The organism is Streptomyces sp. NPDC050534, assembly GCF_044457745.1.
In the GTDB taxonomy this organism is placed as follows: domain Bacteria; phylum Actinomycetota; class Actinomycetes; order Streptomycetales; family Streptomycetaceae; genus Streptomyces.
This window is the reverse complement of sequence record NZ_JBITHF010000017.1, coordinates 89876-106392: the sequence shown is the minus strand read 5'-3', so window position 1 is coordinate 106392 and position 16517 is coordinate 89876. Positions and strand designations below refer to the sequence as shown.

Annotated in this window: 17 protein-coding genes; 8 read left to right on the top strand and 9 right to left on the bottom strand. The window is 72.4% G+C overall.

Features of this window, described 5'->3' with window-relative positions; translation table 11 throughout:
• Positions 1-9: 9 nt before the first annotated feature.
• The 5 genes from ACIBN2_RS40500 to ACIBN2_RS40480 form a co-directional block, all read right to left on the bottom strand.
• Complete coding sequence (locus tag ACIBN2_RS40500) at positions 10-1461, bottom strand: peptidoglycan D,D-transpeptidase FtsI family protein (protein ID WP_399142361.1); 1452 nt, start codon at positions 1459-1461, stop codon at positions 10-12.
• Positions 1462-1516: 55 nt separating this feature from the next.
• Entirely contained in the window at positions 1517-2176 is a 660-nt protein-coding gene (locus tag ACIBN2_RS40495) for a response regulator (protein WP_399142360.1), read from the bottom strand.
• Positions 2173-3444, bottom strand: coding sequence for a sensor histidine kinase (locus ACIBN2_RS40490; protein ID WP_399142358.1), 1272 nt, complete (start codon positions 3442-3444; stop codon positions 2173-2175). The genes ACIBN2_RS40495 and ACIBN2_RS40490 overlap by 4 nt, the downstream gene beginning before the upstream one ends.
• A 114-nt stretch (positions 3445-3558) precedes the next feature.
• A complete protein-coding gene (locus tag ACIBN2_RS40485) occupies positions 3559-4029 on the bottom strand; it encodes a GNAT family N-acetyltransferase (RefSeq protein ID WP_399142356.1) in 471 nt (156 codons plus the stop codon).
• Between the two features lie 4 nt (positions 4030-4033).
• Positions 4034-4807 (bottom strand): IclR family transcriptional regulator, encoded by a 774-nt coding sequence (locus ACIBN2_RS40480; protein ID WP_384257674.1) that lies wholly within the window; start codon positions 4805-4807, stop codon positions 4034-4036.
• Between the two features lie 121 nt (positions 4808-4928).
• On the opposite strand from ACIBN2_RS40480, the gene ACIBN2_RS40475 reads away from it, so the two are divergent.
• Together ACIBN2_RS40475 and ACIBN2_RS40470 are read left to right on the top strand one after the other, a co-directional pair.
• A complete protein-coding gene (locus tag ACIBN2_RS40475; RefSeq protein ID WP_399142354.1) occupies positions 4929-6458 on the top strand; it encodes an aldehyde dehydrogenase (NADP(+)) in 1530 nt (509 codons plus the stop codon).
• Between the two features lie 68 nt (positions 6459-6526).
• Positions 6527-7135 carry a DUF1349 domain-containing protein gene (locus ACIBN2_RS40470; protein ID WP_399142352.1) on the top strand — a complete coding sequence of 203 codons (609 nt, stop codon included), beginning with the start codon at positions 6527-6529 and terminating at the stop codon, positions 7133-7135.
• A gap of 11 nt (positions 7136-7146) precedes the next feature.
• Here the strand turns inward: ACIBN2_RS40470 and ACIBN2_RS40465 are convergent, their stop codons facing one another.
• Complete coding sequence (locus ACIBN2_RS40465; protein ID WP_399142351.1) at positions 7147-8529, bottom strand: MFS transporter; 1383 nt, start codon at positions 8527-8529, stop codon at positions 7147-7149.
• A 49-nt stretch (positions 8530-8578) separates the two neighbouring features.
• On the opposite strand from ACIBN2_RS40465, the gene ACIBN2_RS40460 reads away from it, so the two are divergent.
• The 6 genes from ACIBN2_RS40460 to ACIBN2_RS40435 all read left to right on the top strand — a co-directional run bounded on the left by ACIBN2_RS40460 (position 8579) and on the right by ACIBN2_RS40435 (position 13759).
• Entirely contained in the window at positions 8579-9619 is a 1041-nt protein-coding gene (locus tag ACIBN2_RS40460; protein WP_399142349.1) for a GlxA family transcriptional regulator, read from the top strand.
• Entirely contained in the window at positions 9616-10122 is a 507-nt protein-coding gene (locus ACIBN2_RS40455) for a GNAT family N-acetyltransferase (RefSeq protein ID WP_399142347.1), read from the top strand. Before ACIBN2_RS40460 ends, ACIBN2_RS40455 begins: the two co-directional genes overlap by 4 nt.
• A gap of 75 nt (positions 10123-10197) precedes the next feature.
• On the top strand, positions 10198-10914 hold the full coding sequence (locus ACIBN2_RS40450) for a DsbA family oxidoreductase (RefSeq protein WP_399142345.1): 717 nt from the start codon (positions 10198-10200) through the stop codon (positions 10912-10914).
• A 113-nt stretch (positions 10915-11027) separates the two neighbouring features.
• Positions 11028-12077, top strand: a complete 1050-nt coding sequence (locus ACIBN2_RS40445; protein ID WP_399142344.1) for an aminotransferase class V-fold PLP-dependent enzyme — start codon at positions 11028-11030, stop codon at positions 12075-12077.
• Positions 12078-12117: 40 nt separating this feature from the next.
• Positions 12118-12723 carry an RNA polymerase sigma factor gene (locus ACIBN2_RS40440; protein WP_399142343.1) on the top strand — a complete coding sequence of 202 codons (606 nt, stop codon included), beginning with the start codon at positions 12118-12120 and terminating at the stop codon, positions 12721-12723.
• A 34-nt stretch (positions 12724-12757) separates the two neighbouring features.
• A complete protein-coding gene (locus tag ACIBN2_RS40435; RefSeq protein ID WP_399142341.1) occupies positions 12758-13759 on the top strand; it encodes a maleylpyruvate isomerase family mycothiol-dependent enzyme in 1002 nt (333 codons plus the stop codon).
• A 39-nt stretch (positions 13760-13798) separates the two neighbouring features.
• On the opposite strand, the gene thpD is transcribed toward ACIBN2_RS40435, so the two are convergent.
• Genes thpD through ectB form a run of 3 tightly spaced genes read right to left on the bottom strand, consistent with a single transcriptional unit; the run spans position 13799 to position 16420 of the window.
• Positions 13799-14686, bottom strand: a complete 888-nt coding sequence (gene thpD / locus ACIBN2_RS40430) for an ectoine hydroxylase (protein WP_399142339.1) — start codon at positions 14684-14686, stop codon at positions 13799-13801.
• A gap of 6 nt (positions 14687-14692) precedes the next feature.
• Positions 14693-15097, bottom strand: coding sequence for an ectoine synthase (locus ACIBN2_RS40425; protein ID WP_393868016.1), 405 nt, complete (start codon positions 15095-15097; stop codon positions 14693-14695).
• A gap of 51 nt (positions 15098-15148) precedes the next feature.
• Positions 15149-16420 (bottom strand): diaminobutyrate--2-oxoglutarate transaminase, encoded by a 1272-nt coding sequence (gene ectB, locus ACIBN2_RS40420; protein WP_399142337.1) that lies wholly within the window; start codon positions 16418-16420, stop codon positions 15149-15151.
• Positions 16421-16517: the final 97 nt, after the last annotated feature.

Here is a 16517-nt window from a genome sequence, read left to right as displayed (position 1 = left end):
CCGGGCCGCTCAGTTCTTCAGTGCCGCCTCCATCACGGCCTTGGCCACGGGGGCGGCCAGCCCGTTTCCGCTGACCTCCGAGCGGGCCGCGTCCGACTGCTCGACGACGACGGCAACGGCGACCTCCTTGCCGCCCGCCTTGCCGTAGGAGGTGAACCAGGCGTACGGCGTCTTGCTGTTCTTCTCGCCGTGCTGGGCCGTGCCGGTCTTGCCGCCCACGGTCACGCCCGGGATCTGCGCGTTGGTGCCCGTGCCGTCCTCCACGACCGTCTGCATCGCCGACTGGAGCTGCCCGGCGGTCGAGGAGCTGACGATCTGCTTCGTGCTCGTGCCGTCGTCGTAGTTCTTCAGCACGTCGCCGCCGCTGTCGGTGATCTGGGAGACCATGTGCGGCGACCGCAGCCTGCCGCCGTCGACGATGGCCGCGGACACCATGGCCATCTGGAGCGGGGTCGCCGTGACGTCGTACTGGCCGATGCCGGTCAGGGCGGTGGAGGAGCGGTCCATGTCCGAGGGGTAGACGCTGGTGTAGGCGCGCACCGGCACGTCCTGCTTCGTGTCGTTGAAGCCGAACTTCTCCGCCATCGCCCGCACCTTGTCCTGGCCGAGGTCGACGGCCATCTTCGCGAAGACGTTGTTGCAGGAGTACTGCAGCGCGGTGCGGATCGAGGCGTTCTCGCAGGGCGCGCTCGGATTCTCGTTGGACAGGCCGGTGGTGGTGCCGGGCAGGGTGTACGGGTCCGGGCTCTTGGTCTTCTGATCGACCGTGGAGTACAGCCCGTCCTCCAGCGCGGCGGCCGCGACGACCAGTTTGAACGTCGAGCCCGGCGGGAGCGGCTGGCGCAGCGCGCGGTTGGTCAGCGGCTTGTCCCGGTCGGCGTTGAGCTTCTTCCAGGCGGTGCCCGCGGTGTTGGCGTCGGTCAGGGTCGACGGGTCGTACGACGGCGTGGACACGACCGCGAGGATCCTGCCGGTCTTCGGGTCGATCGCGACGGCCGCGCCCTTCTTCTCGCCGAGCGCGTCGTAGGCCGCCTTCTGCACGTCCGGATCGATCGTCGTGACCACGTCGCCCGGATCGGCGCGCTTGCCGGTGACCGTGTCCATCAGGGTGCCGAGGCGGGTGTCCGTGCCGTCGAGCAGGTCCTGGTAGATGCCCTCGAGCTGGGTCGGGGCGTAGGCCTGCGAGGCGTAGCCCGTCACCGCCGCGTACAGCGCGCCGTCCTTGTACGTGCGCTTGTACTTCAGGTCGCCGTTCTTCGTCGCCGCCGAACCGGTCACCGACCGGCCGCCCACGATGACGTTCCCGAGCGGCTCCGCGTACGTCTTGATCGCGTTGCGCCGGTTGTTCTTGTCGTCCGCGAGGGCCTTGGCGTCGTAGAACTGCACCCAGGTCGCCCTGGCCAGCAGAGCGAGAACGAGCAGCAGCGTGAAGACGGAGGCCCGCCTGATCGTCTTGTTCATCCCGCTCTGGATGACGACCGGAACCGAGCGGATCGTTCCCTTCCGGCCCGATTTCTCATCGGGCGCTCATGAAGCCGGCCTCGTAGGCCGCGATCACCGCCTGGGTGCGGTCCCGGGTGCCGGTCTTCGCCAGCACCGCCGCGACGTGCGACTTCACGGTGGCGGGACCGACCCCCATGCGGCGCGCGATCTCCGCGTTCGTCAGGCCGTCCGCCATGTGCCGCAGCACCTCGCTCTCCCGGCCGGTGAGCCTCGCCACCCAGGGCGGCGGCGCGGCGAACACACGCGCGTGCTCCTCGGCCAGCGCCCGCACGGCCGACGGGAACAGCAGGCTGTCACTGCGGGCGACGAGCCGTACCGTCTGCACGAGCACATCGGCGTCGGCCCGCTTGAGCAGGAAGCCGGCGGCCCCCACGCGCAAGGCGTCGTAGACATAGGAGTCGTTCTCGAAGGTCGTCACGACGACGATCCGCGGCGGTCCGTCGAGCGTGCCGAGGATCCGCTCGGTGGCACGGATCCCGTCGATCTCCGGCATCCGGACGTCCATCAGCACGACATCGGGGCGCACCGCGCGCACGACGGCCACCGCCTCCGCGCCGGTCGCCGCCTCACCGACCACCTCCAGATCCGGCTCGGCGGACAGGATGGCCCGCAGCGCGCTGCGCACCAGGTGCTCGTCGTCGGCGAGGACGATGCGGACGGGGGAGCCGGTCATACGGGTCCTTCCGGTCGTACGGGCCCCTTCAGGGGCAGACGTGCCCGCAGGCGCCAGGTGCCGTCCGCCGCCGGGCCTGCCTCGGCCGTGCCGCCCAGCAGCCGGCTCCGGTCCGCGATGCCGCGCAGCCCGTGGCCGCCGCCGGGGCGGCAGGGGGCGGGAGTGCCGAGCGGATTGTCGACGGCGATGTCCAGGTGGCCGCGGGCCTCCGTGATCCGCAGCGCCACGCGCGCCCCGCCGTCGGCGTGCCTGAGCGCGTTGCTCAGGCCCTCCTGGACGATGCGGTAGGCCTCCCGGGACAGGACGGGCGGCAAGCCCGCGGGGTCGGTGGCGACGGTGGCGGTCACCCGCAGTCCACCGGCGCGGACGCGGCGCAGGAGGCCGTCGAGGTCGGCGTCGAGGGTGGGCGCCGGGCCGGTGCCGGGAGAGTCGCCGTCGCGCAACACGCCCAGCACCGCGTCGAGTTCGCCGACCGTGCGCCGGGCGGTGTCCTCGATCGCGGCGAGCGCCGCGCGGACGAACTCCGGGTCGCTGTCGAGGACGCGGCGCGCCGCGCCCGCCTGGAGGGTGACGGCGCTGAGCGCGTGGCCGACGGAGTCGTGCAGCTCGCGTGCGAGCCGGTTGCGGACGGCGAGGCCGGCGGCCCGGGCCTCGGCAGCCGCGAGCCGGTCCTCCGGGCTCGGCCCGAGCAGACGCGGCGCCCCGTGCGCGAGGAGGGCACCGGCCGCGGCCGCGCAGCCCGCGAGCGCGACCAGGCAGGCGGCGCCGACGACGGGCGACAGCGCCAACGCCCAGGGGTGGCCGAGGACTTCGGGCAGGCCGAGCCGGCCGTCGTCCAGCCACGCGACCAGCGGCAGCGCGATCAGTACGGCCGCGAAGGGCGGCACGGCCAGCGACATCCCGGCGATCACACCGCCGCACCCGAGGTGCAGCGTGAACCAGGCCGCCGTGCGCCCCTTCGCCGCGCGGCCGCGGGCGGGGTCGTGGACGAGCCGGTCCGTGTCCACTCCGCACAGCCACCGCACGGCGCTCGCCTCCAGCGGCCGTGTCAGCGGGAACAGGGAGGTGACGGCGGCAAGGGGCAACCCCACGGCGAAGGACAGGAGTTGGAGCCAGATGTCCGTCAGGACGTCCTGCGATCCGGTGACCGGGCCGACGGCGGTCGCGCCGACGAGGACGTACGGCATGGCGAGCGCGCCACCGAGGATCAGATGGACCCACCGCAGCCGCGCCCGCCGCCCGAACAGCACCCGGGCGAACCCCCTCACCCGGACCGCTTCCCCTGCACCATGGGGCCACCGTCGCGTACGGAGGCCGGGGCCCGCGTCCTGCCCGGCGACGATCCGGCTCCGCCTGTGGGTGGAGAACACCGGCCCCGGAGCTCATCCGTCCAGCGTCAGCACCACTTCTTCGATCTCGACGCCGCGCGCGTTCGCGTACCCCGACGCCTGTGCGCGCACCTTGAACCCGCACTTCTCCAGGACGCGCCGCGACCTGGTGTTGTCCGCCGCCGCGCGCGCGTAGAGCGGGCGCTCGCGCACCTCGGCCAGCAGCTCCCGCAGTGCGGCGGTGGCCACGCCGCGACCCCAGTACGCGCGGTCCACCCAGTACGTGACCTCGCGCTCGCCCGGATTCCCGTACACCGACGCGCTGCCGACGACGTCACCGTCGGCCAGGATCGTCCGCGCGACGTCGCCGGAGGACCGGATCTTCTGCCACAGCGACTGGAAGGCGGCCCAGTCGGCCGGGTCCTCGGGGGTGAAGGCCGCCATCAGCTGGGCCTCCGGATCGTTCATCTGCCGGTAGAAGACCGGCAGATCACTGTCGTGGACCGCGCGCAGGACGACATTCATGGAGTCAGAGCCTACGGGTCGCCAGCGTCAGCCGGTCCCGGGCGTCGAACAGCGCGTCCTTCACCATCTGTTCGTGCGCCGGAGTCAGCCGTGCCACCGGCACCGAGCAGCTGATCGCGTCCCGCGCCGGAGTGCGGTACGGGATCGCCACGCCGAAGCAGCGCAGCCCCAGCGTGTTCTCCTCGCGGTCCACCGCGAAGCCCTGCTCGCGGACCTGGTGCAGCTCCTCGATGAGCTTCTCCCGGTCCGTGATGGTGTTCTCGGTGAGGGCCGGCAGCGTCTCCGGGAGCAGCTTGCGCACCTGCTCGTCGGTGTACGTGCTCAGCAGCGCCTTGCCCAGCGAGGTGGAGTGCGCGGGCAGCCGGCGCCCCACCCGCGTGAACGGGCGCAGATAGTGCTGCGACTGGCGGGTGGCCAGGTACACGACGTTCGTGCCGTCCAGGCGCGCCAGGTGGATCGTCTCCGTGGTGTCGTCCGACAGCCGGTCGAGCGTCGGCCGCGCCGCCGCGACCACCTCGTCGCCGTCGATGTACGAGGTGCCGACCAGCAGCGCCCGCACCCCGATGCCGTACCGCGTGCCCGTCGCGTCGGTCTCCACCCAGCCGAGCTCCACCAGCGTGCGCAGCAACATGTACAGGCTGGACTTGGGGTACCCGACGGCCTCCTGGACCGAGGCGAGCGAGTGCATGCCGGGGCGACCGGCGAAGTACTCCAGCAATTCAACGGTCCGCACCGCGGACTTGACCTGCGCCCCGCCGCCTGTCTCGACTGCCGACATCGCCCTTGACCCCTTCGTTGGACGGGAAATAGTCTCCAACAGCATATTCATCATCAGAGACGGCGTTCAGCATATCGAACGACCCTGGTGAATGACCCAGCAATACGTGAAGGGATCTGCGGTGGCAGCAGCACCAGTCTGGAGTGTCGACCCCCGAACCGGGAAGCAGCGTGAACAGGTTGCGGTGGAGGCCACAGCCCAGGAGGTGGACGCCGCCGTCCGTGCCGCGTACGCGAGCAGGGACGCCCTCGCCGACCGGGCGGTCCGCTCGGCCTTCCTGCGCACCGCCGCCGAGCAGCTCGAGGCGGCGCGGGACGGGCTCGTGGAGACCGCCGACGCCGAGACCGCGCTCGGCCCGGTCCGGCTCACCGGCGAACTCGCCCGCACCTGCTACCAGCTGAGGGCGTTCGCGGACATCGTCGAGGAGGGTGCCTTCCTCGACGTGATCATCAACCACCCGGACGACACCGCGACGCCGCCGATCCCGGACCTGCGCCGCTACAAGGTGGCCCTGGGCGTCGTCGCCGTCTACTCCGCCTCCAACTTCCCCTTCGCCTTCTCCGTCGCGGGCGGCGACACCGCGAGCGCGCTGGGCGCGGGCTGCCCGGTCGTGGTCAAGGCCCACCCCGACCACCCGGCGCTGTCCGAGCTGGTCGCCAAGGTGCTGCGCCGGGCCGCCGCCGCGCACGGCATCCCCGCGGGCGTCGTCGGCCTGGTGCACGGCTTCGAGGCGGGCGTCGAGCTGGTCAGGCACCCGCTGGTCGCCGCGGCCGGCTTCACCGGTTCCGTGAAGGGCGGCCGGGCGCTGTTCGACGCCGCCGCCGCGCGCCCGAACCCGATCCCGTTCCACGGCGAGCTGGGCTCGCTGAACCCCGTCGTGGTCACCGAGGCCGCCGCGGCCGAGCGCGCGGAGGCGATCGGCACCGGGCTCGCCGGGTCGATGACGCTGGGCGTCGGGCAGTTCTGCGTGAAGCCCGGCCTGGTGCTCGCACCGTCCTCTGCGTCGGGCGACCGCCTGCTGAAGTCCCTGACGGACGCGGTCAGCGACACCGATGCGGGGGTCCTGCTGGACCACCGCATGCGCGACAACTTCCTCGCCGGGGTCGCCGAGCGCGCCCAACTCCCCGACGTGGAAACGCCGGTGACCCCGGGCGCGGGCGGCGACCACACGGTGAGCGCGGGCTTTTTGACGGTGGCGGCGGACAAGCTGGCCGCCGAGGGGGCGTACGACCTGCTCCTCGAGGAGTGCTTCGGGCCGGTCACGGTCGTGGCGCGCTACGAGGACGAGGCCGAGGTGCGGTCCGTGCTGTCCCGGCTGCCCGGCAACCTCACGGCGACGGTCCACCTCTCGGCCGAGGAGGCGGCCGGCGAGGGCCGGGGCGCGGAGCTCCTGGCCGAGCTGACCCCGCTCGCGGGCCGGGTCCTCGTCAACGGCTGGCCGACCGGTGTCGCCGTCGCCCCCGCCCAGCACCACGGCGGCCCCTACCCGGCGACCACCTCGACGTCGACGTCCGTCGGCGGCACGGCGATCGAGCGCTGGATGCGGCCGGTGGTGTACCAGGGCGCACCCGAGGCGATCCTGCCGCCGGAGCTGCGCGACGACAACCCGCTCGGCCTGCCGCGCCGCTACGACGGCCGTCTCGAGCGCTAGGGGCCGTTGGGCGGACAAGCCCCAACCCCAGGCCCGCATCGCCCGCACCGAGGTGCCACACTCACGGGATGGACGTGGAACTCCCCGAACTGCCCTTCGCCCTGCGGACGTACGGCCCCGACGGCAACTGGTCCTACGAGGACGGCATCCTCACCGGCTGGGCCGGTCCCCGGCAGGACCGGTTCGTACCGCCCACCGGTGAGGCCCTGGAGCCGGCCTCGGACGCGCCCCGGCTGCTCGGGGCCCCCGAGGGTGACTTCCAGCTGATCGCGCGCGTCACGGTGGGCTTCGCCGGGGCGTTCGACGCGGGTGTGCTCTACGTCCATGTCGGCGAGCGGGCCTGGGCCAAGCTCTGCCTGGAGTACTCCCCGGACGTGCCCACCGTGTGCACGGTGGTCACCCGTGGCCACTCCGACGACGCCAACTCCTTCACCGTGGAGGGCAGTTCGGTGTGGTTCCGGGTGAGCCGCACCGGCCGCGCCTTCGCCTTCCACGCCTCCCGCGACGGCCGGCGCTGGACCTTCGTCCGCCTCTTCACCCTGGGCACCGAGAAGGAGACCGGCGACGCCCTGATCGGCTTCATGACCCAGTCCCCGATGGGCGAGGGCTGCGTGGTGACGTACGACCACCTCGAATACCGGCCCGCGTGGCCGAGCGACCTGCGGGACGGGAGCTGAGCGGTCGCCCGTCAAGTGGCCGGCCCACCTCTGAGCCGGGAGCTCAGTGCCGCCGTCACCGCGAGCAGCGCCGCGCCGGCCAGCAGGCCCAGCCGCATCCCGGACTCGAAGTCGTCCGCGACCAGCCCTCCGAACACCGCGATCCCGAGGCCGCCCGAGACCTGGCGGGCCGCGTTGAGCAGGCCCGCGGCCACGCCCGCCCGTTCGGCGGGTACGGCGTCCATCATCGCGGCGGTCAGCGGCGGCACCGTAAGGGCGCAGCCCAGGGCGAGCGGGATCAGGAGCACGGCCACCAGGGCCGGGGGCGTGCCGGCGTCGACGTAGAGGAGGACGAGGAGGGCCACGACGGCCAGGGCCTGCCCCACCGTCATCGGCAGCCGGGCGCCGTAGCGTCCCGCGAGCTTGCCCGCCACCACGTTCGTCACCGCGATCAGGCCCGTCATCGGCAGGAAGAGCAGGCCCGCGAAGAGCGGTGAACGCCCCTGCACCTGCTGGAAGAAGAGCGAGAACACGAACACCATGCTGTAGAAGGCGACGCTGACCGCCGCTCCCGCCGCGACCGTCACCGCCACGGTCCGGTCGCGGAAGAGGGAGAGGGGCACGACCGGGTGCGCCCCGCGTGCCTCGATGCGCAGGAAGGCGGCCGCCGCGACGACGGCGACGGCCAGCGCCGCCCACCCGGCGGACCCGCCCTCGATCACCGCGAAGGTCAGCGCGGTCAGGCTGACCACCGCGGTCGCCTGGCCTGCCAGGTCGAGCGGTGCCGGACGGCGCTCGGAGCGCGGAGCGCGCGCCGCAAGCAGCAGGATCGCCGCTCCCACGGGCACGTTCACGAAGAAGATCGCGCGCCAGTCCCAGGCCGTGGTCAGCAGACCGCCCGCCACCGGCCCGAGCGCCACCGCCGCCGAACCGCCCGCCGCCCACACCGCCACCGCGCGGGCCCGCCGCCCCGGATCGGCGTACGCCTGCCGCACCAGCGCCAGCGAGGCCGGCAGCACGACCGCCGCCGCGACCCCCTGCACCACCCGCGCGCCGATCAGCGCCGGCAGCCCCGGCGCCAGCCCGCAGCCCACCGAGGCGAGGGTGAACACGGCCGTGCCGAGCGCGTACGCGCGGCTCGCCCCCGCCCGGTCCGAGAACGCGCCGGTGGACAGCATCAGCGCCGCGAACGGCAGCGTGTAGGCGTCCACCACCCACTGGAGCCCGGACATCCCGCCGTCGAGTGAGGTCCCGATCGAGGGCAGCGCCACGTTCACCACGGAGGCGTCCAGGCAGATCAGCGCGAATCCCAGCAGCGCGGCGGTGAGGGTGACTGCGGGAGAAGGCCCCTTGGGCGCCAACTCACGCTCGATGACGGGGAGTTGTTCGCTCCCGAGAGTCCGGTCGGTCGACATGGCTCCATGCTGCGGATTCCCGGCGCCGTACAGTAGTGGCCTGAATGCCATGTACCCGGAGGTTCTGGCCATGCCCGCGCACCGCATCGCCGTCATCGCACCCTCGCCCGTCTCGATGTTCAACCTGGCCATCCCCGAGCTGCTGTTCGGCAAGGTCGAGGTGGCCGGGCGGCCGGGCTACGAGGTGGTCATCTGCGCCGCCGAACCGGGCCCGGTGCCCACCTCCGGCGGACTCGACCTGTATGTGCGCCGCGGACTCGACGCGGTGCACGAGGCGGACACGGTCGTGGTCGCCGGCACGGGCGCGCCCTACGAGCCGGACCCGCGCATCGTGGCCGCCGTCCGCGCGGCGGACGCCGCCGGCAAGCGGATCGCGTCGCTGTGCACCGGCGCCTTCCAGCTCGCCGAGGCGGGCCTGCTGCACGGCCGCCGGGCCACCACGTACTGGGCGCACGCCGAGGAGCTGCGCCGCCGCTACCCCCAGGTCGACCTCCAGGGAGACGTCCTCTACGTCCAGGACGGCCCCTACGTCACCGCCTCCGGCTACGCCGCCGGCATCGACCTGTGCCTGCACGTCATCCGCACCGACTACGGCGCCGCCGTCGCCAACGAGGTCGCCCGGCTCGCCCTCGTCGCCCCCGTACGCCCCGGCGGCCAGACCCAGTTCACCCACACCCCGCTGCCGCCCGAGCGCGGCGTGGTCTGCGCCGACACCCGCGGCTGGGCCATGCGCAACCTCGACAAGCCGCTCACCCTCGCCGACCTGGCGCGGCACGCGGGCGTCTCGGTGCGCACCCTCACCCGCCGCTTCCACGCCGAGAGCGGGGTCAGCCCCCTGCAGTGGCTGCTCCACCAGCGCATCGAGCGCGCCAAGGAGCTGCTGGAGACGACCACTTTGCCGATGGACCAGGTGGCCCGCGCCTGCGGCCTGGGCACCGCCGACTCGCTGCGCGCCCACGTGGTCCGCCGCACCGGTCTGACGCCGAGCGCCTACCGGACCCAGTTCACCCGGCTCCAGCCGGCCGGAGCCCGGAGGCGATCAGGAAAAGAGGGAACCGCGGCCGCCGGGGACACGTCCTCCGCTGCATGATCGAAGCGAACCGGACCGTCGACTCACTGATGATCAGAACCGCCCTGCCCGCCGAGGCCGCGGCCGTCGCCGAGCTGCATGGGCGCGCCCGCGCAACGTACTACCCGGACGGCCTTCCGGACGACGGCCTGGACTGGCCGGCGCTCTGGACGCAGGCCATCGCCCGCCCCGACGGCCAGGTCCTGTGCGCGGTCCGCGAGGGCCGCATGATCGCCGTCGCCTCCTTCCGCACCCCGGAGGGCGCCGCTGCGGAAACGGTCAAGCTGTTCCAGTTCCACGTCGACCCGGGCCACTGGCGCTCCGGCGTCGGCACCGCCCTGCACACCGCCTGCGTCGAGCAGTGGCGGGCCGACGCCCGGCGCACCGCCGTCCTCGACGTGCATGCCGGCAACCACCGGGCCCAGACCTTCTACGCCCGCCAGGGCTGGGTCCCGGACCCGGAGAACCCGCCCGCCGAGGGCGACCACCACCTCTTCCTGCGCTTCTCGGTGCCGGGGGAATGATCCCCGCTGCTTGAACGTTCACGTACCGGGCGGAGGGTGTCTCCGTTTCCGTACGAGCGGGAGAGAGCCGAGAGCATGAAGGTCGAGATCTGGTCGGACATCGCCTGTCCCTGGTGCTACGTGGGCAAGGCCCGCTTCGAGAAGGCGCTGGCCGCCTTCCCGCACAGCGACCGGGTCGAGGTCGTGCACCGCTCCTTCGAGCTGGACCCGGGCCGCGCCAAGGGCGACGTCCAGCCGGTGCTCACGATGCTCACGAAGAAGTACGGCATGAGCGAGGCGCAGGCCCAGGCCGGCGAGGAGAACCTGGGCGCGCAGGCCGCCGCCGAGGGCCTCGACTACCGCACCCGCGACCGGGACCACGGCAACACCTTCGACATGCACCGCCTGCTGCACCTCGCCAAGGAGCGGGGCAGGCAGGACGAGCTGATCCAGCTCCTCTACCGGGCGAACTTCGCCGAGGAGCGCTCCGTCTTCTCCGAGGGCGACGAGCGGCTGGTCGAGCTCGCCGTCGAGGCCGGGCTCGAGGCCGAGGACGCCCGCAAGGTGCTCGCCGACCCCACCGCCTACGCCGACGAGGTGCGCACGGACGAGCGCGAGGCCGCCGAGCTCGGTGCGAACGGCGTGCCCTTCTTCGTCCTCGACCGCAAGTACGGCGTCTCCGGCGCCCAGCCCGCCGAGGTCTTCACCGAGGCGCTGACCCAGGCGTGGGGCGAGCGGTCCCCGCTGACGCTGATCGACGAGGGCGGCGCGGAGGCGTGCGGCCCGGACGGGTGCGCCGTTCCGCAGCAGTGATCGCGCGGGCCGCCGCAGAACCGCAGGTGGCGGCCCATGTATAAGCGTCGCTTGGCGAAACCACGTAGAAATCGGCAATGGACTATGGGTTCCCGGGGGACCACAGTGGATCCATGGAGACCTTCGAGAGCCTCGTCCGTGCCGAGTTCGCGCCGAAGAACACCTACCTGAACACCGCGAGCACCGGGCTGCTGCCGGCCCGCACCGTGGCCGCCCTGCGCACCGCCGTGGAGGCCGCCGCGGCCGGCGACCCGACCGACATGTTCGCGGACGTCGAGGCGAGCCGCGCCTCGTTCGCGCGGCTGGTCGGGGTGCCCGCGCGCCGGGTGGCCGCCGGGGCCTCGGTCGCCGTCTACAGCGGGCTGATCGCCGCCTCCCTCCCGGCCGGCGCCGAAGTCCTCACCGCCGAGGGCGACTTCAGCTCGGTGGTCAACCCCTTCCACGTCCGCTCCGACCTCAAGGTGCGCAGCGTGCCGCTGGAACGCGTCGCCGAGTCCGTGCGGCCCGGCACCGCGCTGGTCGCGGTCAGCGCCGTCCAGTCCGCCGACGGCCGGGTGGCCGACCTGGCCGCGATCGCGGAGGCGGCGCGCCAGCACGGGGCGCGTACGTATGTCGACGCGTCCCAGGCCGCCGGATGGCTGGACTTCGACGCGGACGCCCACGACTACTCCGCCTCCGTCGCCTTCAAATGGCTCTTCTGCCCGCGCGGCGTGGCCTTCCTCGTCGTCCCGGAGGACTTCGGCGCTCTCACGCCGCTGTTCGCCGGCTGGGTGGCGGGGGAGCGCCCGTGGGACGCCTGCTACGGCCCCATCGACGAACTCGCCCACTCCGCACGGCGGTTCGACGAGAGTCCCGCGCTCTTCTCCTACGCGGGCGCCCGCCGCTCCCTGGAACTGCTGGAGGAGGCCGGCCCGGACACGGTGCGCGCCCACGACCTCGCCCTCGCGGACCGCTTCCGCGCGGGCCTCGCCTCCCTCGGCCACGAGCCCGTGCCGGCGCCCGGCTCGCCGATCGTGTCCGTCCCCGGACTCGGCAGCTGCCAGGGCGAGTTGAGCAGCGCGGGAGTGGAGGTCTCTAACCGGGCGGGCAACCTGCGCGCCGCCTTCCACCTGTACAACACGGCCGCCGACGTCGACCGGCTGCTCGACGTTCTGTCCGCCTGAACCACTGGCGCGCGGTCTCCCGGGACGCTAGGAAGGGCACGTGGAGTCCACGGGCACCTCCCCCGTACGGCGGCCCGCAGACGCGGAGCTGCACCGGCGCCTGGTGTACGGGGACGAGTCCGCGCTGGCCGAGGTCTACGAGGTGTACGGGGCCCTGGTGCGCCGGGTCGCCGTGCGGGTCACCCGCAGCCCGGCCGCCGTGGAGGATGTGGCCCAGGAGGTCTTCGCCCAGCTGTGGAGCAGACCGTACGCCTACGACGCGGGCCGGGGCAGTCTGCGCACCTGGCTGTCCATGATCGCCCACCGGCGGGCCGTGGACTGGGTGCGCAGCGAGGCCCGGCACCGCAAGGACACCCGGGCCGACGACTCGGCGCTGCTCGCCGTCCCGGACGCCGCGCCCGGCCCGGACGAGACGGTCGTCGACCGCGAACGCTCGCGCCTTCTGCACTCGGCGCTCGCCGAACTGCCGCAGCCGCAGCGGGAGGTGGTGCACCTCGCCTACTTCGCGGGCCGCACCTACCGGCAGGCCGCCGTCGAACTCGGCATCCCCGAGGGCACCGCCAAGACCCGGCTGCGCACGGCTTTACGCTCCTTGGCCGACACTTTGGCCGACCCACCCGACCCCGCGCTGGAACGAGGCGCATGATGGCGACACGGCAAGCCGGGAAGGGAGGCTCACGGTGACCGAGCACGACCGCGTACGCGACCTGCTGGCCGCCTGGGCCTTCGGCGCGCTCCCGCCGGACGAGGAACGGGCCGTCCGCGAGCACCTCGCGGAGTGCGAGAGCTGCGCGGCGGAGGCGGAGCGCTTGCGCGAGACCGTACGACTGCTGGACGGAGCGGCCCTGACCGGCGCGCACGCACCGCCCGCCCCGGACGTGCTCGCCGCCGCCCTGCGCGCCCGCCCCGCGGCACCCCGGGTCGCCGTGCACGCCGCTCCCTACGCGGCCGCGGTCGCCGGGCTGAAGGCGCTGCTGCCCGAGGCGGAGGGCCGCTGGAGCACGCCGGTCGTGCACGACTGGGACGTGCACGCCACCGTGGCCCATCTGCTCGCCGCCGACGAGCCGCTCGCCGGGCGGCTCGGCATCGCGCCACGCGTCCCGTCGTCCGCGGCCGGAGAAGACGTGAGCTGGGTGGAGGCGTGGAACCGCCGCAGCGCCGAGGTCATCGCGCACGAGCACGGCCGTACCCCCGCGCAGACGGTCGCCGACTGGGCGGCGCAGGCCGCCGCCCTGCTCGCCGTCCCCGAGGCCCGCGAGCCCGAACTCGCCGCCAGGGCAACGATGTTGATGGGCGTACGGCTGCCCGTCGCCGACCACTACGTCGTGCGCGCCTTCGAGACGTGGATCCACACCGACGACATCGGCCGGGCCCTCGGCCTCGCCGTACCCCCGCCGCCCGCCGGGTACCTGGGGCAGCTGGTGCGGCTGGCCGTCCGTGTCCTCGGCCTGGCCCTCGGTCCCACGGCGCCGCCCGTGCTGTTCGCCGTGGACGGCGGTGAGCAGTGGGTGCTGGGCTCGGAGGACGAGCCGGTGTACGCCGAACTCGCCCTGGACCCGGTCGAGTTCTGCCTTCTGGTCGGTGGCCGCCGGACACCGGCCGAGGTGCCGCGCCGCGTCGCGGGCGACGAGGGCGCGATCAGGAACGTACTGGAGCGGGCGGCGTCACTGTCGTGGCTGTGAAGCCAGTGACGCCGCCCGCTCCGGAACTGCTCCGTCCGGCTACTTCACCGGGGTGAAGTCCCGCGCCCCGATGAACTCGGGCCGCCGCACGGGAGCCGCGAACGGCTCGACCGCGGCGTTCTCCACGCTGTTGAACACGATGAAGACGTTGCTGCGCGGGAACGGGGTGATGTTGTCACCCGAGCCGTGCATGCAGTTGCAGTCGAACCACGTCGCCGAACCGGCCTTGCCGGTGAACAGCTTGATGCCGTAGTCGCTCGCCATGGCGGTCAGCGCCTCGTCGGAGGGCGTGCCCGCGTCCTGCATCTGCAGCGACTGCTTGTAGTTGTCCTTGGGCGTCTCGCCGGAGCAGCCCAGGAACGTCTTGTGCGACCCCGGCATGATCATGAGGCCGCCGTTGGTGTCGTAGTTCTCGGTCAGCGCGATCGAGACGGACACCGTGCGCATGTTGGGCAGGCCGTCCTCGGCGTGCCAGGTCTCGAAGTCCGAGTGCCAGTAGAAGCCGCTGGCCCCGAAACCGGGCTTGACGTTGATCCGCGACTGGTGGACGTACACGTCCGAGCCGAGGATCTGCCGTGCCCGGCCGACCACGCGCTCGTCGCGCACCAGCTTCGCGAACACCTCGCTGATCTTGTGCACCTCGAAGACCGACCGGATCTCCTTGGACTTCGGCTCTACGATCGAGCGCTCGTCCGCGCGGATCCGCGGGTCGGTGACGAGCCGCTCCAGCTCCTGCGCGTAGAGCGGGACCTCGTCCGGGGTGATCAGCTGGTCGATGGCGAGGAACCCGTCGCGCTCGAACGCCTGGAGCTCGGCCGCCGCGATCGGGCCCGGGGTGCCGGGGGAACCCCAGACGACCGGGTCCTTGCGCGGGACGGCCACCTCGGCGGGGCCGCGGCTGGGATAGAGATCAGTGATGGTGGTCATGTGATGTCACACCTCCTCGGGCTCGGTGAGCAGCGGGTAGACGCCGTTCTCGTCGTGATCCTCCCGTCCGGTCACGGGCGGGTTGAAGACACAGATGCAGTGGAAGTCCTCCTTGACCTTGAGCGTGTGCCGCTCGTGGCCGTTGAGGAGGTACATCGTGCCGGGCGTGATGTGGTACGTCTTCCCCGTCTCGCGGTCGGTCAACTCGGCGTCGCCCTGCGTGCAGACGACGGCCTCGATGTGATTCGCGTACCACATGCTGGTCTCGGTACCCGCGTACAGGATCGTCTCGTGAACCGAGAAGCCGACCCTCTCCTTGGCGAGGACGATCCTTTTGCTCTCCCAGGTGCCGGACGCGGACTTCACATGCCGGTCGGTGCCTTCGATCTCCTTGAACGAACGGACGATCACGGTGGTGCCTTGCCTCCTAGTTGATGCCCGGAAACGGGCGTTCTCGGTTGTTCAGGCGGTCTCGCGCACGGCGCGGGCGAGGATGCTGAGCCCCTCGTCCAGTTCGTCGGCCGTGATGGTGAGCGCCGGGAGGAGTTTGACGACCTCGCTCTCCGGGCCCGAGGTCTCGAGGAGCAGCCCCCGTTCGAAGGCGCGCCGGGCGATCCGGCCCGCGCGCTCCTTGTCGTGGAACTCCATGCCCCACACGAGACCGCGGCCGCGGTACTCCTTGACGGCGGCGGGGTTCTCCTCGGTGATGGCGGCGAAGGCCTGCTCGACCTGCTCGCCGCGGGCGCGGGTCTGCTTCTCCATCGCGGACCCGTCCGCCCAGTACGCCTCCAGCGTGGCCGTGGCCGTGACGAAGGCGGGGTTGTTGCCGCGGAAGGTGCCGTTGTGCTCGCCCGGCTCCCAGATGTCCAGCTCGGGCTTGAACAGGCACAGCGACATCGGCAGTCCGTAGCCGCTGATGGACTTCGAGACGGTGACGATGTCCGGCGTGATGCCCGCCTCCTCGAAGGAGAAGAAGGCGCCGGTGCGGCCGCAGCCCATCTGGATGTCGTCGACGATGAGCAGCATGTCCTGGCGCTCGCACAGCTCGGCCAGCGCGCGCAGCCACTCGGGACGCGCGACGTTGATGCCGCCCTCGCCCTGCACGGTCTCGACGATCACGGCGGCGGGCTTGTTGAGGCCGGAGCCCTGGTCCTCCAGGAGCCGCTCGAACCACAGGAAGTCCGGGACCTGGCCGTCGAAGTAGTTGTCGAACGGCATGGGCGTGCCGTGCACCAGCGGGATGCCGGCGCCGGCCCGCTTGAAGGCGTTGCCGGTGACGGCGAGGGAGCCGAGCGACATGCCGTGGAAGGCGTTGGTGAAGGACACGATGGCCTCGCGGCCCTTCACCTTCCGGGCGAGCTTGAGCGCCGACTCGACGGCGTTGGTGCCCGTCGGGCCCGGGAACATGACCTTGTACGGCAGGTCGCGGGGCCGCAGCACCAGGTCCTGGAAGGTCTGGAGGAAGGACCGTTTGGCGGTGGTCGACATGTCGAGCCCGTGCGTGACGCCGTCCCGCTCCAGGTAGTCGATCAACGCCCGTTTCAGGACGGGGTTGTTGTGCCCGTAGTTGAGTGAGCCGGCCCCGGCGAAGAAGTCCAGGTACTCATGGCCGTCCTCGTCGTACATGCGGCTGCCCAGCGCACGGTCGAAGACGGTGGGCCAGCCGCGGCAGTAGCTGCGCACCTCGGACTCGAGGGTCTCGAAGACGCTGAGGTCGGGCTGGGTGATGGTCACGACGATTCGCTCCTCGTTGCGTGGGGGAGTGCGTGGGGGTCGTCAGGGTCTGCGGAAGTCTTCGTCGACTTCGCCGAAGCCTTCGGCGGCTTCGGTG